This window comes from Actinotalea ferrariae (genome assembly GCF_019733465.1).
Taxonomy (GTDB): Bacteria; Actinomycetota; Actinomycetes; order Actinomycetales; family Cellulomonadaceae; genus Actinotalea; species Actinotalea ferrariae_A.
On sequence record NZ_JACVQL010000150.1, the window covers coordinates 1 to 20,022 of the forward strand.

General features: G+C 74.5%; 20 protein-coding genes. 8 read left to right on the forward strand and 12 right to left on the reverse strand.

The window, feature by feature from the left end; all coding sequences use genetic code 11:
* The 3 genes from ICW40_RS12240 to ICW40_RS12250 all read right to left on the reverse strand — a co-directional run.
* Window positions 1-198, reverse strand: a 198-nt coding sequence (locus ICW40_RS12240; RefSeq protein WP_221654302.1) for a hypothetical protein, incomplete at its 3' end; no start/stop codon positions are given.
* A 137-nt stretch (window positions 199-335) separates the two neighbouring features.
* Window positions 336-947, reverse strand: coding sequence for a GyrI-like domain-containing protein (locus ICW40_RS12245; protein ID WP_308121777.1), 612 nt, complete (start codon window positions 945-947; stop codon window positions 336-338).
* Window positions 948-1,181: 234 nt separating this feature from the next.
* A complete protein-coding gene (locus ICW40_RS12250; protein WP_221654303.1) occupies window positions 1,182-1,352 on the reverse strand; it encodes a hypothetical protein in 171 nt (56 codons plus the stop codon).
* Between the two features lie 309 nt (window positions 1,353-1,661).
* Between ICW40_RS12250 and ICW40_RS12255 the strand changes: the two genes are divergently transcribed.
* The 5 genes from ICW40_RS12255 to ICW40_RS12275 all read left to right on the forward strand — a co-directional run bounded on the left by ICW40_RS12255 (window position 1,662) and on the right by ICW40_RS12275 (window position 7,443).
* A complete protein-coding gene (locus ICW40_RS12255; RefSeq protein ID WP_221654304.1) occupies window positions 1,662-2,456 on the forward strand; it encodes a 3-ketoacyl-ACP reductase in 795 nt (264 codons plus the stop codon).
* Between the two features lie 37 nt (window positions 2,457-2,493).
* Entirely contained in the window at window positions 2,494-4,590 is a 2,097-nt protein-coding gene (locus ICW40_RS12260) for an FAD-dependent oxidoreductase (protein ID WP_221654305.1), read from the forward strand.
* Between the two features lie 27 nt (window positions 4,591-4,617).
* Entirely contained in the window at window positions 4,618-5,874 is a 1,257-nt protein-coding gene (locus ICW40_RS12265) for a GDSL-type esterase/lipase family protein (RefSeq protein ID WP_221654332.1), read from the forward strand.
* Window positions 5,875-5,955: 81 nt separating this feature from the next.
* Entirely contained in the window at window positions 5,956-6,660 is a 705-nt protein-coding gene (locus tag ICW40_RS12270; RefSeq protein WP_221654306.1) for a hypothetical protein, read from the forward strand.
* 21 nt (window positions 6,661-6,681) lie between these two features.
* Window positions 6,682-7,443, forward strand: coding sequence for a deoxyribonuclease IV (locus ICW40_RS12275; RefSeq protein ID WP_221654307.1), 762 nt, complete (start codon window positions 6,682-6,684; stop codon window positions 7,441-7,443).
* A 95-nt stretch (window positions 7,444-7,538) separates the two neighbouring features.
* On the opposite strand, the gene ICW40_RS12280 is transcribed toward ICW40_RS12275, so the two are convergent.
* From ICW40_RS12280 to ICW40_RS12300, 5 genes are all read right to left on the reverse strand, one after another.
* Complete coding sequence (locus ICW40_RS12280) at window positions 7,539-7,823, reverse strand: hypothetical protein (RefSeq protein WP_221654308.1); 285 nt, start codon at window positions 7,821-7,823, stop codon at window positions 7,539-7,541.
* A 219-nt stretch (window positions 7,824-8,042) separates the two neighbouring features.
* Window positions 8,043-8,975 (reverse strand): sugar phosphate isomerase/epimerase family protein, encoded by a 933-nt coding sequence (locus ICW40_RS12285; RefSeq protein WP_221654309.1) that lies wholly within the window; start codon window positions 8,973-8,975, stop codon window positions 8,043-8,045.
* Window positions 8,972-10,135 (reverse strand): Gfo/Idh/MocA family protein, encoded by a 1,164-nt coding sequence (locus ICW40_RS12290; RefSeq protein WP_221654310.1) that lies wholly within the window; start codon window positions 10,133-10,135, stop codon window positions 8,972-8,974. The genes ICW40_RS12285 and ICW40_RS12290 overlap by 4 nt, the downstream gene beginning before the upstream one ends.
* 334 nt (window positions 10,136-10,469) lie before the next feature.
* Entirely contained in the window at window positions 10,470-11,951 is a 1,482-nt protein-coding gene (locus ICW40_RS12295) for a mannitol dehydrogenase family protein (protein ID WP_221654311.1), read from the reverse strand.
* A 74-nt stretch (window positions 11,952-12,025) separates the two neighbouring features.
* Window positions 12,026-13,042 carry a LacI family DNA-binding transcriptional regulator gene (locus ICW40_RS12300; protein ID WP_221654312.1) on the reverse strand — a complete coding sequence of 339 codons (1,017 nt, stop codon included), beginning with the start codon at window positions 13,040-13,042 and terminating at the stop codon, window positions 12,026-12,028.
* Window positions 13,043-13,244: 202 nt separating this feature from the next.
* Here ICW40_RS12300 and uxaC point away from each other — a divergent pair, with 202 nt between their 5' ends.
* Complete coding sequence (uxaC, locus tag ICW40_RS12305; RefSeq protein WP_221654313.1) at window positions 13,245-14,687, forward strand: glucuronate isomerase; 1,443 nt, start codon at window positions 13,245-13,247, stop codon at window positions 14,685-14,687.
* A gap of 39 nt (window positions 14,688-14,726) precedes the next feature.
* Here the strand turns inward: uxaC and ICW40_RS12310 are convergent, their stop codons facing one another.
* Window positions 14,727-15,065 (reverse strand): cupin domain-containing protein, encoded by a 339-nt coding sequence (locus ICW40_RS12310; protein ID WP_221654314.1) that lies wholly within the window; start codon window positions 15,063-15,065, stop codon window positions 14,727-14,729.
* Between the two features lie 132 nt (window positions 15,066-15,197).
* Between ICW40_RS12310 and ICW40_RS12315 the strand changes: the two genes are divergently transcribed.
* Together ICW40_RS12315 and ICW40_RS12320 are read left to right on the forward strand one after the other, a co-directional pair.
* Complete coding sequence (locus ICW40_RS12315; protein ID WP_221654315.1) at window positions 15,198-15,689, forward strand: SRPBCC domain-containing protein; 492 nt, start codon at window positions 15,198-15,200, stop codon at window positions 15,687-15,689.
* Window positions 15,690-15,728: 39 nt separating this feature from the next.
* Window positions 15,729-16,094 (forward strand): ArsR/SmtB family transcription factor, encoded by a 366-nt coding sequence (locus tag ICW40_RS12320; RefSeq protein ID WP_221654316.1) that lies wholly within the window; start codon window positions 15,729-15,731, stop codon window positions 16,092-16,094.
* Window positions 16,095-16,103: 9 nt separating this feature from the next.
* Here ICW40_RS12320 and ICW40_RS12325 read toward each other — a convergent pair whose 3' ends face one another.
* The 3 genes from ICW40_RS12325 to ICW40_RS12335 are packed head-to-tail and all read right to left on the reverse strand — an operon-like array spanning window position 16,104 to window position 19,860.
* Window positions 16,104-17,654, reverse strand: a complete 1,551-nt coding sequence (locus ICW40_RS12325; RefSeq protein WP_221654317.1) for a UxaA family hydrolase — start codon at window positions 17,652-17,654, stop codon at window positions 16,104-16,106.
* On the reverse strand, window positions 17,651-18,649 hold the full coding sequence (locus ICW40_RS12330; protein WP_221654318.1) for a DUF6807 family protein: 999 nt from the start codon (window positions 18,647-18,649) through the stop codon (window positions 17,651-17,653). The genes ICW40_RS12325 and ICW40_RS12330 overlap by 4 nt, the downstream gene beginning before the upstream one ends.
* Window positions 18,646-19,860, reverse strand: coding sequence for a Gfo/Idh/MocA family protein (locus ICW40_RS12335; protein ID WP_308121778.1), 1,215 nt, complete (start codon window positions 19,858-19,860; stop codon window positions 18,646-18,648). The genes ICW40_RS12330 and ICW40_RS12335 overlap by 4 nt, the downstream gene beginning before the upstream one ends.
* Window positions 19,861-20,022: the final 162 nt, after the last annotated feature.

The following is a 20,022-nucleotide window of genomic DNA, read 5'->3' on the forward strand; positions in this document are numbered from 1 at the left end:
GGCCGAGGCCTCGGCCTGTGCCCGCCGCGCGCCGGTCCCGCCGGATGCGGCGGGCGCCGCCCACCCGGCCCCGGGCGGCGGGGCGGCGTCGTACTCGGGGTCGTAGGGCGGCTCGTCGTCGTACGAGACGTCGTACGGCAGGTCCTCGGGCGGCGGCCCGGCGTCTCTCGGACCGGACGACTGGGGGGACGACAGCACCCGACCACCCTACGTGCCGCCACCGACGCGCTCGCGGCCTCCACAGCGGCCTTCCCCAGCGGTCAGGCCTGCGAGTTCTGGCACCGATCCGGCGGCCGGACCGCGGATCCCGTTCCAGAACCGGAGATGAGGCGCCGCTACGCGCGGGCGACGGGCTGGCGGAGGATCGTCCGCAGCCGCTCGGGCGCGGAGCGGCGCGGGTCGCCGAGGTAGACCTCGTGGTGGCGGCCCGTCATCCGGAGGCCCTCGCCGGGGATGAACTCGTCGTGCATCGCCGCGAGCACCGGGCCCTCGTCGTCGTACGGGCCGACGTGCAGCGTCTGCACGCACAGCCCCTCGTCGAGGAGCTCGTGCCGGACGGCGTCGAGCACCGGCGCGGTGCCCTTGCGCGCGACCTGCTCGCGCGCGGCGTCGACGTGGTCGGTGGTGATCCAGTCCGGGACCGCGATCATCATCGTCCAGCTCCAGCGCGCCTTGTCGCGTGCGCTGGTGAAGGTCGACATGTCGTCGGCCCACCACAGGCCCTCGAGCGGCATCACGGTGTGGTCGCGGCCCAGCTCGCGCCTGCTGAGGAACTTCAGCGTGTACGCCATGGGGTACAGCGACGCGAGCGCGTCCGCGTGGGCCGGGGCGGTGTTCGGGTCGCCGCGGCCGTCGACCATGAGGTAGTGCAGCGGCGGCACGGTGACGACGTCGAACCGCCCGCGCCGGGCGCCGTAGGCGGGTATCTCCTTCTTGAGGTCGATCACCGCGCCAGTATCCAGCCAGGTGAGCGCTACGGGGCGTCGTCGTGGTTCTCGGGCGGCGATCCCCTCGAGGTGGACGGCCCGCTCACCGTGCTCGGTCCGTGGCACAGCGCCCGGGGGGTCCTCCGCGGGACGTACGTCGACCCCTGGCGGGGCACGCGCGCGCCGTGCTCGTCACGGCGGACGGGCTGGTCGCGGACGGGGCGGCGGCCCCATCCCTGACGTGGGGCGCGACGGTCAGCGGTCGTCCGCGTCCTCGACCGGCAGCTGGTCCGGGTCCCCGCCCGAGAGCGTCGCGCGGAGCTCGTCCGGGGCATCGTCGGGGAGACCCGAGAGCGTGGGCCGGTCCTCGCGGATGCGCGGGTCGGTCGGCTCCGGCAGGTCGCTGTGCGGGTCGACGGGCGTCACGGTGGCCTCCAGCGGTCGCGGTGGGCGTGCGGGCTGATCCCGACCGTAGGCCGGACGGCGCCGACGCGCGCCCGGAGCGTCGGTCAGGGCGGCGAGGCTCCGCCTCCGGGCCTGCGACTTCTGGAACAGAGGCGACGCTGGGGCGTCGCTTCGGTTCCAGAACTGCGGCGCCCGACGACGACGCGCTGCCGCAAGCGGGAAAGCGCTTGCCGAACGCGCGGCGCGCGTGCCAGGATCGGGGCCGAGGCGGCAGCCCGCACCGCGGTGCGACTCCGAGGCGCACCGCCCCACGAGCACACGGAGGTCTCGATGCCGCGCACCGCGCTGGTCACGGGCGGCAACCGCGGCATCGGCCTCGGCATCACCCGCCGCCTGCTCGTCGACGGCTTCGCCGTCTCGATCCTCGCCACGCGCGAGGAGCCGGCCGACGTCATGGCCGAGCTCCGCGACCTCGCGGGGGACCCGGCCCTCGTCCGCTACGTGCGTGGCTCGGTCGCCGAGCCCGACGACCACGTCCGCTATGTCGACGACGCCGTCGACGCGTGGGGCCGCCTCGACCTCCTCGTCAACAACGCGGGCGTGGCACCGACGGTCCGCGCCGACATCCTCGAGGCGACGACCGAGAGCTTCGACCGCGTGCTCGGCATCAACCTGCGCGGCCCGTACTTCCTCACGCAGACCTTCGCGAACCGCGTCATCGCGCTGCGCGGGCCGCTCGACGCGCTGCCCGAGCCGCCGTCGGGCCCGGTCGCGACCGTGGTCAACGTGTCCTCGATCTCGGCGACCACGGTCTCGACCAACCGTGGCGACTACTGCGTCTCCAAGGCCGGCGTCGCGATGGCGACGCAGCTGTGGGCGGCGCGGCTCGCGCCCGAGGGGATCGTCGTGCACGAGGTGCGTCCCGGGGTGATCGCGACCGACATGACGTCGGCCGTCACCGAGCGGTACGACGCGCTGTTCGAGGGCGGCATCGCACCGATCGCGCGGTGGGGCCGCCCGGCCGACGTCGCGGGCGCCGTCGCGATCCTCGCGTCCGGCCAGACGCCGTACTCGACGGGTGAGGTCTTCCACGTCGACGGCGGCATGCACATCCCCCGCCTCTGACCTCCCCGCCCGAGGACCCCGACCTGGAGCCGCACCCGTGACCACGCACGAGCCTGCACCCACCCACGAACCGGTGACCCTGCGCATCGCCGGCCGGGAGGTCCCGGTCGTCACGGCGACCACCGTCGTCGTGGGCACGGGATCCGCCGGGTTCTGCGCGGCCGACCGCCTGTGGGAGCTGGGCCATGACGACGTCGTCATGGTCGCGGACAAGGTCAACGCGGGGTCGAGCCGCAACGCGGGCTCGGACAAGCAGACCTACTACAAGCTCACGCTCTCCGGGGGCGACGGCGACTCGGTGCGCGAGATGGCCGAGACGCTGTACTCCGGTGGCGCGATGGACGGTGACAACGCGCTCGCGGAGGCCGCGCTCTCCGCACGGGGCTTCCTGCGCCTGTGTGACCTGGGCGTGCCGTTCCCGCAGAACCGGTACGGCGAGTTCATCGGCTACAAGACCGACCACGACCCCCGCCGCCGGGCGACGTCGGTCGGGCCGTACACGTCGCGCTCGATGGTCGAGCAGCTCGAGAAGAAGGTGCACCGCAACGGCACGCGCATTTTTGACGAGTGCCGCGTGGTCGAGGTGCTCACCCGGCCGGCGCCCGACGGCGGCCGCGAGGTGACGGGCCTGCTCGTGCTCCGGACGGACGTGCACGTGGACCCCGCGGACCCGACGGCGTCGCCGTTCCTGCTCTTCCGCTGCTCGAACCTCGTCTACGCGACGGGCGGCCCGGCCGGGATGTACGCGACGCGCGTGTTCCCCAACGGTCAGTGGGGCGCGTCCGGCGCGGCGTACCGGGCCGGCGTGCACGGCAAGAACCTCACCGAGTGGCAGTTCGGCCTCGCGTCGACCAAGCCGCGCTGGAACGTCTCGGGCACGTACATGCAGGTCATCCCGCGCTTCGTCTCGACCGACGCCGACGGCGGCGACGAGCGCGAGTTCCTCACCGAGGCGATCCCCGACTACGGCCGCCTCATGTCGCTCGTCTTCCTCAAGGGCTACCAGTGGCCCTTCGACATCCGGAAGGCGGTCGACGGGTCCTCGCTCGTCGACCTGCTCGTCTACCGCGAGACGGTGCTCCGCGGGCGCCGCGTGTTCCTCGACTTCCGCCGCAACCCGGTGCGCGACGAGTTCGACCCCAGCGCGCTCTCGCCCGAGGCGTACTCCTACCTCGAGCGCGCGGGCGTGCTCTTCGGCACACCGATCGAGCGCCTGCGGCGCATGAACGAGCCCGCCTACCAGTTCTACCTGGGCAAGAACCCGTACGTGGACCTGGAGCAGGAGATGCTCGAGGTCGACGTGTGCGCGCAGCACAACAACGGGGGCCTCCTCGTCGACGCGTGGTGGCACTCGAACGTCACGGGCTTCTTCCCGGTCGGCGAGGCGGGCGGCGCGCACGGCGTCTACCGGCCCGGCGGCGCGGCGCTCAACAGCGGGCAGGTCGGCGCGACGCGTGCGGCGCAGTTCATCGCGGCCCGGCGCGGCCCCGACGTCGTCCCGCCGGGGGAGGGGTTCGACGACACCGCCGCGGCCGCCGTCGAGGGAGCGCACGGCCTGGTCGCCGCGGCCACGGCGCGGGCGGCGTCGGGCGTGCCCGACAACACCGGCGACCTCCTGCGCGACGTCGGCGTGCTCATGAGCGCCAAGGCCGGCCCCGTGCGCTCACCCGCGTCGGTGCGCGAGGCGCTCGAGCAGGTCACGGCGTGGCTGGGGGAGTACTCGGACCTCGTCTCGGCCGACGGCGGCTCGCGCCGGGCGGTCAACCGCACCTTCCTCGTGCGCGACATCCTCACGACGGCGTACGTCTACCTGCACGCGATGGTCGACTACGTCGAGCACGGCGGGCGCTCGCGCGGGTCGGTGCTCTACACCGACCCCGACGGCTCGCTGCCGCACCGCGGGTACGGCCCCGACGCCGACGCCGAGCTCGACCTGCCGGAGATCTTCCGGTTCCGGCTCGACGGCGGTGCGCTCGACGACGAGGTCCAGGAGGCGTCGTGGTCGCCCGACGGCGGCTCGGGCGAGGAGGGCGCGACGACGCTCCGGTGGCGGCCGCGTCGCCCGATCCCCGAGGACGACGACTTCTTCGAGAACGTGTGGCGCGAGTTCCGCGAGCACGGCAACGTCCACTGAGCGCCGGCTGACATCCTCGTGGGCGTGATGCGCGACGTGCCGCTCGGCGGCGTGGCCGGGGGCAGTGGTCCCGTCGCCGTGCCCGTGGAGGTGCGGGGCGTGGCCGAGGTCGAGCAGACGTCGGACGGGCTCGTGCTGCACCGGCTGCCGCCCGCCGCCCGCGCCCAGATGCCCGACGACTTCGTCCGCATGTGCGAGGAGCAGCCGTCCGGCGTGCGGCTCGCCTTCCGGACGGCGGCGCGCCGCGTCGAGCTCGACGTCCGGCTGCGGCGGACCCTGTCGGTCAACCGGCCGTCCGGCGAGCCGGGCGTCGTCCCGCCCGCGCAGGCGTGGGAGGCGGTGGCGGACGGCGTCGTCGTCGACACCGTCGTGCCGGGCGACGGGCACGGACTGGTCGAGATGGACTACGCCACCCGCCGCGGCCGGTGGACGCCGGCGCCCGTCGAGACGCTCTCGTTCGACCTGCCGGCGGGCGAGAAGGACGTCGAGCTGTGGCCGGCCTTCGGCGAGGTCGTGACGCTCGTCGCGCTGCGGGCCGACGACGACGTCGCGACGTCTCCGCCCGCCCCCCGCCCGCGCTGGGTGCACCACGGCAGCTCGATCAGCCACGGCGCCTCGGCGGACCGGCCCACGGGCACGTGGCCCGTCGTGGCGGCGAGGTCGCTCGGGCTCGACCTGGTGAACCTCGGCTTCTCGGGCAACGCCGTGCTGGACCCGTTCGTGGCACGCGCGATCCGCGACCAGCCCGCGGACCTCATCACGCTCAAGCTCGGGATCAACGTGGTCAACCACGACGTCATGCGGCTGCGCGCGTTCGTCCCGGCGGTCGAGGGGTTCCTCGACACGATCCGCGAGGGGCACCCGACGACGCCGGTCGCCGTCGTCTCGCCGATCCTGTGCCCGATGGTCGAGGACTGCCCGGGCCCGACGTCGATCGACCCGGCCTCGCCCGCGACGGCGCCCGTGTTCCGCACGACCGGACGGCCCGAGGAGCTCGCCGAGGGCAAGCTGAGCCTCGGGGTGATCCGCGAGGCGCTCGCGGAAGTGGTCGCGCGGCGCTCGCCGTCGGACCCGCACCTGAGGTACCTCGACGGCCTCGAGCTCTTCGGCTGGGCGGCGTGGGACGCGATGCCCATGCCGGACCTGCTGCACCCCGACGCGGCCGGCCAGCGCCACATGGGCGAGCGCTTCGCCGAGCTGCTGCCGCAGCTGCTCCCCGGGCTGGTCCCGGCCGTGCTCCCGGCACGGGCCGGCGGGCGGCCCGCCACGACCCACGCCGGGTGAACTTCAGGCCCGTCCCCCGCACGGCCGGTCCCGGCGCGCGTCCCCGCAGGTAGCGTCCCGCTCGACGTCACGGGAGGCCGCATGTCGGTGTACGGGTACGGCCCCTCGGCCGGAGTGCAGCAGCGGGTCGGTCCGCCACGGGTCGAGCTGGTCGGTCCCCCCGTGCCGCACCAGCCGTGGTCGACGGTCGTCATCGTGCTCAACGGCTTGGGCATCCTCGCGGGCGTCGTCACGACGGGCGCCGGGATCGCCCTCGCCGTGGCGGACAGCTCGGCCAGCTCGTCGCAGGCCGTCTTCGCGGGCCTGGGGATGATGATCGCCGCGGTGATCACCGTCGTGGGCCTCGCGGTGCTCGCCGTCGCCGTGCTCGTCACCGTGCTCACCGTGCGCGGCCGCCGCGCGGCCGAGCGCGGGCGCTCGGGCCAGCTGCTGGCCGTCGCGATCATCCACGTCGCCCTCGGTGCGTCCGGAGTGCTCGGGCCGCTGAGCTCGGGCGACGTGTCGACGGCGCTCATGGGGAGCCTCCCCCCGGTCCTCTACGGGCTCCCGGGCGTCATGCTCCTACGGCTGATCCGCTCGGCCACCCGCCCGCTGGCCCGCTCCGGGCCGTACGGGTACCCGCCGTCGGGCCCCGGACCGTACGGGTACCCGCCGTCGGGCTACGGGCCGCAGGACCACGTGCCGTACGCCTTCGCGCCGCAGGACGACGCCCCGCGCACGTTCACGCCGCAGGACGACGCCCCGCGCACCTTCACGCTGGAGGACCCGGAGCCGCGGGGGTACTGACCGCTCGTCTAGCCTGGCGGCATGGCACTGATCGGAGCGCACGTACGCGACGAGGACCCGGTCGCGGCCGGGACCGAGGTGGGCGCGGAGGCGGTGCAGTTCTTCCTCGCGAACCCGCAGGGCTGGAAGAAGCCGGTCCCGCGCGAGGACGCGGCCGACGTCGTCGCGTCCGGCCTGGGCGTCTACGCCCACGCGCCGTACCTGGTGAACGTCGCGTCGACCAACAACAAGATCCGGATCCCGAGCCGCAAGATGATCGCGGAGCACGCCGCCGCGGCGGCGACGCTCGGCGGGAAGGGGCTCATCGTCCACGGCGGCCACGTGGGCGACGGCGACGACATCGCGGCGGGCGTCGACAACTGGCGCAAGACGTTCGAGCGCGCGACGTTCCCCGTGCTGGTGCTCGTCGAGAACACCGCGGGCGGCGAGAACGCGTGCGCGCGGACGCTCGACCGGATCGCGATGCTGTGGGACGCCATCGGCGGGTACGACGTCGGCTTCTGCCTCGACACCTGCCACGCGTGGGCCGCGGGCGAGGACCTCGAGACGATCGTCGACCGTGTCAAGGCGATCACCGGACGCATCGATCTCGTGCACGCCAACAGCTCGCGCGACGAGTTCGGGTCGAGCCGGGACCGGCACGCCAACTTCGCGACCGGCACCATCCCGCCCGAGCTCATCGCCCACGTGGTGCGCGAGGCGGGCTGCGACGCGCTCGTCGAGACGCCCGCCGAGCGTCAGGCCGAGGACATCGCGTTCCTCCGGGCGGCGCTCGCGGGCTGAGGGTCGTCGCCCTACCCGTCGCGCGCCCCCGGCACCCTCGCGGGACGACGAAGGCCGCCCCCGGCGAGCGGGGACGGCCTGCGACGACGTGCGGGTCAGACCTGGGCGGCGAGCAGGAAGCCCGGGCCCTCCTCGGACTGGACCGCGTCGAGCTGCTGGTCCGCGAGCACGGCAGCCGTCTCCGGCTCGACGTAGACGTGCGCGCCCTCCGTGGCCGCGATGACGTCGTCACCGGCCGGGGGCTCCGCGACGAGGGACAGCTCGAACGAGCCGTCCTGGGCGGGGGACTGCGCGATGCGCAGGCCGCCCTGCTCCGGCAGCCCCGCGCGCTCGGCGATGTCCTGCACGGCGTGGCGGGCGTTGTCGGTCAGTGTGAGCACGAGGCTCTCCTTCGGTTCGTCGTCGATGCCGCGTGCGGCATCTCGGGCACCTCCACCGTCACAAGGGCGGGCGGCCCGTGGCAAACGGCGGTCCCACCCAGCGGACGTGTCGATCATGGGCAGTGCCCCGGCCCCGCCCTCCGTGTGGTGCCGGAGGACGGGGCGGTCCGGGCGGTCGCTGCCGGGTCCGTGCCGGTGTCCGTGGAGGTCAGCGCGGGTTCACAGGAACGGCAGCACGTGCCGCCGGTAGCGCTCGGCGACGGTCGCGACGACGTCGTCCGCGGGCTGGTCCCAGATCCCCTGGTTGAAGATCTCGACCTCGACGTCGCCCGTGTAGCCCGCGGCGGCGACCCACCGCGTGATCGACGCGAAGTCGACGTACCCGTCGCCCATGTAGCCGCGCGAGAGCAGGGCGTCGGCGGCGAGCGGGAGGCTCCAGTCGCACACCTGGTACGACGCGATGCGACCCTCGGCGCCCGCGCGCGCGACCTGGCGCTCGAGGTCCGGGTCCCACCACACGTGATACGTGTCGACCACGACGCCGACCGTCCCGGGCGGGAAGGGCGCCGCGAGGTCGAGGGCCTGGCCGAGCGTCGAGATGACCGCGCGGTCCGCCGCGAACATCGGGTGCAGCGGCTCGAGGACGAGCCGCACGTCGTGCTCCTGCGCGAACGGCACGAGGTCGGCGATGCGGTCGGCGACGCGCTGCCGGGTCGCGACGAGGTCGCGGGCCGGGTCGACGTCGGCCGGGTACGGCGCGGCCGGGCCGCCCGGCGCCGTCGCCGCCGGGAGCCCGCCGACGACGAAGACCAGCTCGCGCGTGCCGAGCGTCGCCGCCTCCACGATCGCGGCCCGGTTGTCCTCGAGCGCCGCGGCGATGCCGGCGTCGTCGGCGGCCGTGAGGAAGCCCCCGCGGCAGAGGGACGAGACCCGAAGGCCCGCATCGGCGACCAGCCGCGCGGCCTTCTCGACGCCGGCCTCCTGGACGCGGTCACGCCACAGGCCGACGGCCGGCAGGCCGGCGCGCACGGCGGCGTCGACCGCCTCGGCGAGCGTGAGCGCCTTGGTCGTCGCGGTGTTGAGCGACAGGCGCGCGAGGTCGCCGTCGGCCCCCTCCGCCGACGGTGGCGTCGGCGCCGTCGCGCTCGTCACAGCGAGATCGCGGGGATCTCGAGGCGACGGCCCTCGGCCGAGGACTGCAGGCCGAGCTCCGCGAGCTGCACGCCGCGCGCGGCGGAGAGCAGGCCGTAGCGGTGCTCGCGCCCGGCGACGACGTCGCGCAGGAACTCCTCCCACTGGAGCTTGAAGCCGTTGTCGAGGTCGCCGTTGGCGGGCACCTCGAGCCACTGGTCGCGGAAGGGCTCCGTGACGGGCAGGTCGGGGTTCCACACGGGCTTGGGCGTGTGCGCGCGCTGCTGGGCGACGCACTTGCGCAGCCCCGCGACGGCCGAGCCGTGCGTCCCGTCCACCTGGAACTCGACGAGCTCGTCGCGGTAGACGCGCACGGCCCACGACGAGTTGATCTGCGCGATCACCGGGTCGCCCGCCGGCGTCTCGACCTCGAAGATGCCGTAGGCGGCGTCGTCGGCGGTCGCGGCGTACTCGCGACCCTGCTCGTCCCAGCGGCGGGGGATGTGCGTCGCCGTCCTCGCCGTGACGGCCTTGACGTCGCCGAGGATGCCCTCGAGCACGTAGTTCCAGTGGCAGAACATGTCGACGGTCATGCCGCCGCCGTCCTCGCTGCGGTAGTTCCACGAGGGGCGCTGCGCGGGCTGGACGTCGCCCTCGAACACCCAGTACCCGAACTCGCCGCGCAGCGACAGGATCCGGCCGAAGAAGCCCTCCTCGACGAGCCGGCGCAGCTTCACGAGACCGGGCAGGTAGAGCTTGTCGTGCACGACGCCGGCCGTGATCCCGGCGTCCTTCGCGGTGCGGGCGAGCTCGACCGCCTCGTGCAGCGTCTCGGCCGTCGGCTTCTCGGTGTAGATGTGCTTGCCGGCCTTCATCGCCTGGGTGAGCGCGGCGGCGCGACGCGACGTCACCTGCGCGTCGAAGTAGATGTGCACGTCGGGGTCGGCCAGGACGCCGTCGACGTCGGTGGTCCAGTGCTCGACGCCGTGCTGCTCGGCGATCTCCCGGATCTTCGCCTCGTTGCGCCCCACGAGCACCGGCTCGACCTGGACGCGCGTGCCGTCCGCGAGCTCGACGCCACCCGCGTCGCGGATGGGGAGGATCGAGCGCACGAGGTGCTGGCGGTACCCCATCCGCCCGGTGATGCCGTTCATCGCGATGCGCAGGACGGGGGTCGCCATGGTGTCTCCGTGCGGGTCGAGGCGGCCGCGGGCGGCCGGGGAGCGGGTGGTGCGAGCCTTCACGCAAGACCACGCCGACGTCGTCGTCGAACGCGGAATGCGCTTTCCCAACCGTAGGAGCGAACCCTGGATGCGTCAAGACGCCCCTCCATGCGCCTGCCACCCCGACGCGAATGGCCACCCCCACGCGCACGGCCACCCCACGCACACCGCCAACCCCACGCAGACCGGAGCGTTCTCGTGGTGACACGCGGGCGTGCCGCACGAGAACGCTCCAGTGTGCGTACCCCGGGGGCGGGTGCCGAGGCGGGTACCGGCGGGTGGGTGGGGTAGGTCAGGGGATGGTGCGGAGGAGGTCGCGGACCTCCGTGCGGAGGGCCTCGCGGAAGCGGGGGTCGTCCGCGACCTGCTCCGGGAAGACGGCGCGCAGGGCGAGCATGCGGTCGGCCAGGCCGGCGTCGTCGCCCGACGCCGCCTCGCGCAGGCGGTCGGCGAGCGGGTCGTCGAGCGGGAGCTCGCGTCCCTCGACGTCGCGCCCGCGAGCCACGAACGCGATCCAGGCCGCCAGCGTCCGGACGGCCGCCGCGGGGACCGTCCCGGCGGCGAGCCGGTCCGCGACCGTGCCGAGGATGCGCATCGGCAGCTTCTGCGACCCGTCGCCCGCGACCTGCAGCGTCGTGTAGCCGGTCGCGGGGTTCGCGAAGCGCTCGAGGATCGAGTCGCGGTACTCGGCGAGGTCCACGCCCTCGGGCGCCTCGAGCGTGGGCATGACGTCCTCGTCCATGAGGCGTCGGGCGAGGCCGAGCACCTCGGGGTCGCCGAGCGCCTCGTCGATCATGCGGTGCCCCCGCAGCGCGCCGAGGTAGGCCACGGCCGAGTGCGTGCCGTTGAGCATGCGGAGCTTGGCGCGCTCGTAGGGCCGGACGTCGCGCGTGAGGACGGCACCGGCGAGCTCCCAGCGCGGACGCGGGCCGGCGAAGTCGTCCTCGACGACCCACTGGCGGAACGGCTCGGCGACGACGAGGCCCTCGTCGCGCAGGCCGAGCAGCGCGGTGGCCTCGGCGTGGTGCGCCTCGGTCGTCGCGGGCGTGATCCGGTCGACCATCGTCATCGGGAAGCGCACGGCGTCGTCGAGCCACGTCCGCAGCTCCGTCGCACCGGCGGCGTCGAGCAGGTCCTCGACCAGGCCGCGCAGGACGTGGCCGTTGTCGACCATGTTGTCGCAGCACACGACCGTGATCGGCGTCCCGTGCCCCGCCCGGCGCAGGAGCCCGCGCGCGATCGCGCCGACCGGCGTGCGCGCCGCGTCGTCCGACGTCGTGCCGCCGACCTCGGACCGGAGCGTCGCGACGTCGGCCGCGACGGCGTCGTCGGCGAGGTCGAGGCGGCCGTCGTGCGCGCGGTGGTAGCCCTTCTCGGAGACGGTCGTCGAGACGACGTGCGTGGTGGGCGCCGCGATCGCTGCGAGCACGTCGGCGCTGCGGCTGCCGAGGTGGGCGACGTCCCGCATCGAGCCGATGACCTGGAGCGACGTGCTGCCGGCACCCTTGGTCAGCACCGAGTAGAGCCCGCCCTGGGGCTCGAGCTGGTCGACGACGCGCCGGCTGCGCGGAGTGACGCCGAAGATGCCCCAGTGCGACTCGCCCGCAGCCGCGGCGGCGGCTTCGGTGAAGACCGCCTGGTGCGCGCGGTGGAAGGCGCCCACGCCGAGGTGCACGACGCCGACCGTGGTCGCCCCGGGGTCGACGGCCGGGCCGCTGACGTCGGCGCGTCCGGCGGCGTGCGCGAGCGTGGTCGGCGAGAGCCGGTCGGTCATGGGTCCCCCTGGGAAGGTGCGGCTGGCGTCCTGCTGGTCTGCGGCTGGTGCGGGTCGTGGTCCGGGTGCTGGCCTCAGGCGTCGGCGGCGCGCACGGGGCCGCTCGACGCGCGGACGACGAGCGAGACGGCCATGCGCTGCGTGCGCGGCTCGTCGTCGTCCAGGTCGGTCGCGATGTCGACCGTGCCGGTCGCGCCGTGGTCCACCTCGTCGAGGAGCAGGTCCACCGCGGCGCGGCCGAGCAGGCGCAGCGGGACGGCGACCGTCGTGAGCGCGGGCGAGACCTGCGTCGCGGCCGGGATGTCGTCGAAGCCGACGACGGAGACGCGCCCGGGGACGTCCGTGCCGCGCGAGCGCAGGCGGTCGAGGATCCCGAGCGCGACGAGGTCGTTGTGCGCGACGACAGCCGTCGCGCCGCTCGCGGCGACGAGGTCCGCGGCCGCGACGCCGCCCGCGAAGACGGTCGGGAAGTGGCCGAGCTGGACGAGCTCGACGCCGTCGGTGGCGTGCGCGGCGATCTCGAGGCCGCGGCGGCGCTCGCGGTCCGACCACGAGCCCCACTGCCCGCCGGCGTAGGCGATGCGCCGGTGGCCGAGGGCGTGCAGGTGGGCGACGGCCTGCCGGATGCCGTCCTCGTTGTCGATGACGACCGAGCGCAGGTGCTCCGACTCCCGGTTGACCAGGACGATGCGCGGCGACTGCGGCAGGGCGGCGAGCGCCTGGTCGGGCATGCGCGGCGAGCACAGCACGATGCCGTCCACCTCGGACGTCATCTGGTGCACGAGCTCGGTCTCGAGCCGCGGGTCTTCGTCGGCGTCGGCGACGACCACGGTGAGGCCGGCCGCGCGGGCGCGGTGCTGGACCCCCTTGGCGATGCCCGAGAAGAAGGGGTTCTGCATGTCGGGGACGATGAGCCCCAGCCGCCGCTGGCCGGCCGGCTCGTCGCGTCCGGCCCGGTAGCCGAGCTCGGCGACGGCGGCGTGCACGCGCTCGCGCTTGCCCGCCGAGACGCTGGCCGGGTTGGCGAGCGCACGCGACGCGGTCGCGGGGGAGACGCCGGCAGCTCGGGCGACGTCGCGCAGCGTGGGCACGGTCCCCACCTCTCTCCACCGGGGCGGATCGGCTGTGAAACAGGATGATCGAGAGTGCAGCACGCTTCACGGCGTGGGCGCAAGAGGCGCGCGCCCGGCACGGGGCACGGTGCTCGCAGGGCCCCGAGGGTTGGCATCGACGCACGCACGGCGCAAGGATGGGCGCGGATCACGTTTCACGCTGTCTCATCAGGAGGCCCCGATGTCCGCTCCGTCCTCGGCGCGCTGGACGCTCCACCCCGACCGCGCGCTGCCGGCGGACCCGGCCACGCGTGACGTCGCGCGCGACCTCTACGCGCAGACGAAGGACCTGCCGATCGTCTCGATGCACGGTCACGTGGACGCCGCCGTGCTCGCGGCGGACCAGCCGTTCGGGGACCCGGCCGAGGTCTTCGTCGTGCCCGACCACTACCTCGTCCGGATGCTCGTCTCCCAGGGGGTGCCGCACGACGCGCTGGGCGTCCCGCGCCTCGACGGCGGCCCGGTCGAGACGGATCCGCGAGCCATCTGGCGCACGTTCTGCACGCACTGGAAGCTCTTCCGCGGCACGCCCACGCGGTACTGGATGGAGCACGTGCTCGTCGAGGTGTTCGGCGTCAGCGCGCCGCCGTCGGCCGCGACGGCCGACCAGCTCTACGACGAGGTGCAGGCGAAGCTCAGCACCGACGCGTTCCGTCCGCTCGCCCTCGTGGACAGCCTCGGCCTCGAGATCCTCGCGACCACCGACGCCGCGACCGCGACGCTCGCGGACCACGCCGACCTCGCGCAGCGGGGCTGGGGTGAGCGCATCGTCCCGACGTTCCGGCCGGACGCGCTGCTGCACGTCGACCGCCCGGTTTGGCGGGACGACGTCGCACTCCTCGCCGAGCGCTCGGGGGTCGACGTCGGCTCGTACGAGGGCTTCGTGCGCGCGCTCGAGCAGCGTCGGGCCGCGTTCGTCGAGCGCGGGGCGCGTGCGACGGACCACGGCCACCTGCGCGCGGACACCACGCCGCTGAGCGCCGCGGAGGCGGGCCGGATCTTCGACGCGGCCCTGCGCGGCGAGGCGTCGTCGGCCGACGCCGACGCGTTCAGCGGGCACATGCTGCACGAGATGGCGCGCATGTCCGCCGAGGACGGCCTGGTCATGCAGATCCACCCGGGTGTGCTGCGCAACCACGACGCGCGCGTGTTCGGCGAGCGCGGCCCCGACGTCGGCTACGACATCCCGGTGGCGGCCGAGTACACGCGCGCGCTGCGTCCGCTGCTCGAGTCGTTCGGGCACCACCCCGGGCTGCGGCTCATCGTGTTCACGGTCGACGAGACCGTCTTCGCGCGCGAGCTCGCACCCATGGCCGGGGTCTACCCGGCGATGAAGCTCGGCGCGCCGTGGTGGTTCCTCGACACCCCGGACGGCATGCGGCGCTTCCGCGAGCTCGTCACCGACTCGGCCGGGTTCTACAACACGACCGGGTTCGTCGACGACACGCGCGCGTTCTTCTCGATCCCCGCGCGGCACGACCTGGCGCGCCGGATCGACGCGGGCTACCTCGCGCGGCTCGTCGCCGAGCACCGCCTCACGGCCGACGAGGCGGCGGAGACCGCGGTCGAGCTGGCCTACGAGCTGCCCAGGCAGGCGTACCCGAAGCCCACCCCCCGCCCGTAGCTGCTGGTCACCCGCGGCCGGCCCGACACCACCTCGGCGCTACTCGAGGTTCTCCTGGATCATCCGCGGCGAGCCGTGGATGCACGCCATGCGCAGCGGACCGGTGCCCGTCGCGACGAACTTGTGGTGCGTGCCGGCGCCCACCACGAGGATGTCGCCGGCCGCCGCGTGGTGCTCCTCGCCGTCGGCCGTGACCGTGGCCTCACCCTCGAGGACGACCCACGTCTCGGTGTACGGATGACGGTGCAGCGACGGCCCCTGGCCCGGGTCGGAGTCGACGAGGAAGAACGAGACCTCGGACCCGTATTCCTCGCCCTCGAACCTGCTCGTCCGGCCCGTCCCGATCCGCAGCTCCGCGGCGGTGACCCTGCTCAGCATGTGCGCTCCCCTCGAGGTCGTCGTCAGCGCGTCCCAGCGTGCCGCACGACGTCGGTGCAACCAAGGGGTTGCGCTGGTCGGGATCGAGTGCAACTCTGAAGTTGCACGTCCACCACCAGCGAGGAGACGACGATGACCGAGACGACGGCGGCCGGGAGCCCGGCCGGGACCACGGAGCCCATCGAGGCCGAGGTGAGGATCGAGGCGCCGATGGAGCGGGTCTGGGACGTGATCACCCAGGCCGAGCACGTCGGCACGTGGTTCGCCGACGCGGGTGGCGAGGTGGACCTGCGCCCGGGCGGCGCCATGACCCTGCGCTGGGCCGAGTACGGCACCTACCGGGCACGGATCGACGTCGTCGAGCCGCCGACCCGGCTCGTCGTGCGCTGGAGCGAGGCGCCCGACGTCGAGCCGGAGCCCGGCAACCAGACGCAGATCGAGTTCACGCTCCGGGCCGACGGCGACGCGACGCTGCTGCGCGTGGTCGAGTCCGGCTTCGACACGCTCGAGATGTCCGCCGAGCGGCGGGCCGAGCACCGCGCGGGCAACGTCGAGGGCTGGCAGCAGGAGCTCGGCGAGCTCACCCGGTACGTCGCCGGCCTCAGCGCCGACGCGCAGCCCTGACCCGGGACGACCGTGCCCCCTGAACCGTCGGTCCCCTCGATGCCGCCAGGACCTGGAGCGCCCTCGGACACCCCGCAGCCGCCGGCGCCCCACGACCCCGTCGACGACGTCCTCGTCGCGCTCGCCGACCCGACGCGCCGGGCCGTCCTCGACGCCGTCGCGGGCGGGCCGGGCAGCGCGACCGCGATCGCGGCGGGGCTGCCGGTCAGCCGGCAGGCCGTGGTCAAGCACCTCGCGGTGCTCGAGCGCGCGGGGCTCGTGGTCGCGACCCGGACCGGCCGCGAGGTGCGCTACGAGGTGCGCCCCGAGCCGCTCACGACGACGGCGCGCCGCCTGACCGCCCTCGCGGCGACCTGGGACGCCCGCCTGGCGACGATCAAGCGCATCGCCGAGCAGCGCGACTGACCGCCGCGGTCAGGTGACCGTGCCGAGCTGCCAGGGGATGAACTCGTCCTGGCCCAGGTCGAGCTCCTCGCTGACCGTCGTCTCGCCGCTCGCGACGCGCAGGATCTTGTCGAGGATCTCCTGCCCGACCTGCTCGAGCGTCGCGGTGCCGTCGACGATGCGCCCGGCGTTGAGGTCCATGTCCTCGGCCATCCGCAGGTACATCTGCGTGTTGGTCGCGACCTTGATCGACGGCGTCGGCTTGCAGCCGAGCACCGAGCCGCGCCCGGTCGTGAACACGACGACGTTCGAGCCGCCCGCGACCAGCCCGGTCACGGACACGGGGTCGTACCCCGGGGTGTCCATGAACCCGAACCCGGGCTCCGAGATGGGCTCCGCGTACTGGTAGACGGCGGCGAGCTCGGCCGTGCCGCCCTTGGCGACCGCCCCGAGCGACTTCTCGAGGATCGTCGTCAGGCCGCCGGCCTTGTTCCCGGGGGACGGGTTGTTGTCGAGCGAGCCGCCGCCCTGCTCGGCGTACGCGCGCCACCAGTCGATCCGGTCGAGCAGCCGCTGCCCCACCTCGGGCGACACCGCGCGCCGGGTCAGCAGGTGCTCGGCGCCGAACACCTCGGGCGTCTCCGCGAGCACCGACCGCGCGCCCCACGCGACCAGCCGGTCGGACGCCCAGCCGAGCGCCGGGTTCGCCGTGATCCCCGAGTACCCGTCGGACCCGCCGCAGTTCAGGCCGAGCACGAGCTCGCTGACGTCGCACTCCTCGCGCCGGCGCGCGTCGAGCTGGGGGAGCATCGCCTGGATCGCCTCGACCCCCGCACGCACGGTGCGCCGGATGCCGCCGCTCTCCTGGATGGTCAGCTGCTGGACGAGCGTGTCGCTCGGGATCTCGACGCCGCCGAGCACCTGGTCGACCTGCAGCATCTCGCAGCCGAGCCCGAGCACGAGCAGCCCGGCGACGTTGGGGTGCGTCGCGTACCCGCGCAGCGTGCGCAGCAGCATCTGCCCGCCCTCCGACGTCGGCACCATGCCGCAGCCCGAGGTGTGGGTGAGCGCGACGACGCCGTCGACGTTCGGGAAGGCGTCGAGCACCGGCCCGCGGAACTGGTCCGCGATGAGCTTCGCGGAGCTCGCCGAGCAGTTCACGGACGTGAGGATCGCGACGTAGTTGCGCGTGCCCACGCGCCCGTCGGCGCGGCGGTAGCCCTGGAACGTCGGCCGCGGTCCCTCGGGCGCGGGCGGGACGACGCGCGCGGTGCCGAACTCGTAGTCCTGGTCGACGTCGGCCATCCCCAGGTTGTGCGTGTGCACGTGGTCGCCGACGGCGATCGGCACGGTGGCCCGGCCGATCGACTGGCCGTACTTGTGCACGGGCGCGCCCGCGTCGACCGGCCGGACGGCGAGCTTGTGGCCGCGCGGCACGCTCTGCGTGACGGTCAGCGGCGCGCCGTCGTCGAGCAGCAGCACCGTGCCCGACTGCAGGTCGCGCGTCGCGACGGCGACGTCGTCGTCCGGTCGCAGCAGCAGCGTGGCGTCGGCCAGGGCGGTGGCGGCGTCGGTGGTCATCGGTGGTCCTTCCGGTGCCCGGGGGCGAGGGCGGCCTCGACGGCGTGGTCGGGCAGGCGCCCGTCGGCGAACACCCAGGTGAACGTCCGGCGCACCGGAGATCCTTCCCCGACGAGGAGCGGACGGTCCCAGGCGAGCGCCGACCCGATGCCCGGGTAGGACGAGACCCGCACGAACCACGGGTCCTGCGCCGTCACGTCGTCGCCCGGGGCGACGGCGACGGTCACGGGCCGGTCCTCGACGGTCGCCCGCCAGGCGAGCCAGTGCGCGCCGTCGGCCGGCCGGCTGCCGTGCACGGCGTCCTCGCCCGAGCCGAGCGGCGTCGTGACCTCGACGTCGCGGCACGGCGCGAGCCGGCAGAACACGCCGCCGTACCCGGCCTGCGCGCGACCGTTGCTGCCCGGGCTGCCGAGCGCGACCGGCTCGCGCTCGTCGGCGTTCGGCGGACCGGCCGGCAGGCGGAGCGTCACGCCGAGGTGCAGGCGCCACGTCGCGTCGTCGACGGCGGACCAGGACAGCTCGCGCTCCTCCTGGAGCAGGGGCGTGCCGGCGGGGTCGAGCCACGTGAGCAGGTGCGCGACGGTTCCCGGCATGCGGCGCAGCCACGAGCGGTGCACCACGCGTCCGTGGTCGTGCCGCCACGTGTACCCCTGCTCGGGCAGGTAGGTGCGGCCACCCCAGAGGTTGGTGCCGTCGACGTCCTGCACGCCGACCGACAGACCGAGGTGCCACGTGTGGTCGCGCGGGCTCGCGTCCGTGAGCACGACGCCGCCGCGCGTGCGCAGCGGGTGCAGGTGCGGCCGCGGCGCGTCGAACGCCGGGCTGCCCGTGCCGTCGGTGTACCGGAGCACCTCGGTCGCACCCATGTGGACGGCGAGCAGGTCGTGGTGCCGGGACCAGCGCGGCTGCGGCTCCCACGGCGGCGCCTTGACGGGCGCGTCCGGCCCGACGGCGGCGGGCGGTGGCGTCACGTCGGCGTGCACGACGGCGGTCATGCGCGGTCCTCCAGGTCGGGTCGGGGTGCGTCGGAGGCGTGGGCTGAGGGGTGGGTGGCTGAGGCGTGGACCTGCCCGCGCGCCCAGGGTGCGCCGAGCTCGGCGAACGTCCGGCCCTCGGCCGCGACGCGTGCGCACCAGGCCTCGACGTCGTGCACGACGCGGTGGGTGCCGGCGTCGTCGGTGACGCGCTCGACGTGCTCCGCCGGCACGGGCGTCGGGTCCGGGGCCGCGCGCACGGCGTCGAGCACGCGCATGAACGCGCCCGTGCCGCGCAGCGGCGACAGCAGGGGCACGGACGGGTCGTCCCGGTGGTCCAGCAGGTTGGTCAGCAGGTGCGTGCGCTCGGCCGCGACGGTCCGCTCGCCGTCGGCCGTGCGGAACGTGACCGTGTCGGCGTAGTAGTCGAGCGTCGCGGTGCCCGCGGTGCCGCGCACGGTCACCGTCGGGACCGAGTGCGTGGCCGCGCACAGCGTCAGCCCGAGCACGACCCGCACGCCCCCCGACGTCACGACCCGCACCGCGGAGGTGTCGTCGGCCTCGATGTCGTTCGCGCGGTACTGGTCGAGCTCGACGCTCACGACGTCGTCGGTGGTGCGCGCGCCCGCGAGGTGCAGGGCGGCGGCGACGGCGTGCGCGAGCGGGTTGGTCACGACGCCGTCGACGACGGCGCGTCCGCCGAGCGTGCGCCGGCCCGCCCACTCGCTGCGCGTGAAGTAGGACTCGGGTCGCACCCACGTGCCGACGACGTCGACCGACCGCACCTCGCCCAGCTCGCCCGCCGCGACCGCGTCGTGGATGACGTCGAGGGCCGCGGAGCCGAACGTCTGGAAGCCGACCTGGACCTCCCGGCCCGTCTCGGCGACCGTGCCGAGGAGGCGGTCGAGCTCCTCGAGCGACGCCGTCGGCGGCTTCTCGAGCAGCACGTCGCAGCCCGCGCGCAGGGCGAGGGTCGCGAGGTCGGTGTGGGTGTGGATCGGCGTCGCGACGACGACGACGTCGGGCCGGGCCGTGTCGAGCATCGTGCGCAGGTCGGGGAACCAGGGCACCGCCGTCTGCGGCGCGCCGTCGGACGGGTCGTCCGGCGGCACGGGGTCGGCGAGGCCGACGAGGCGCGCGCGTCCGGCCGCCTCGTGCTCCTCGATCGCGCGCCGCTGGTGCACGCCGTAGCCGTGGATGCCCACGAGGGCGACCCGGGGCAGATCGGGCACGCCGCCTCCCTCGATCCGGCGACGTCGGAGGACGCCGCCTGGTTGACACCGCTTCGTCGCGGCGGTTACAAAGAGGGTATACGAAGATGGATAGCGCTTTCCACCTTCAGTTCATCCCAGCTCGGTCCATCAAGGGCGATCACCGAGGAGATCCCATGCCGG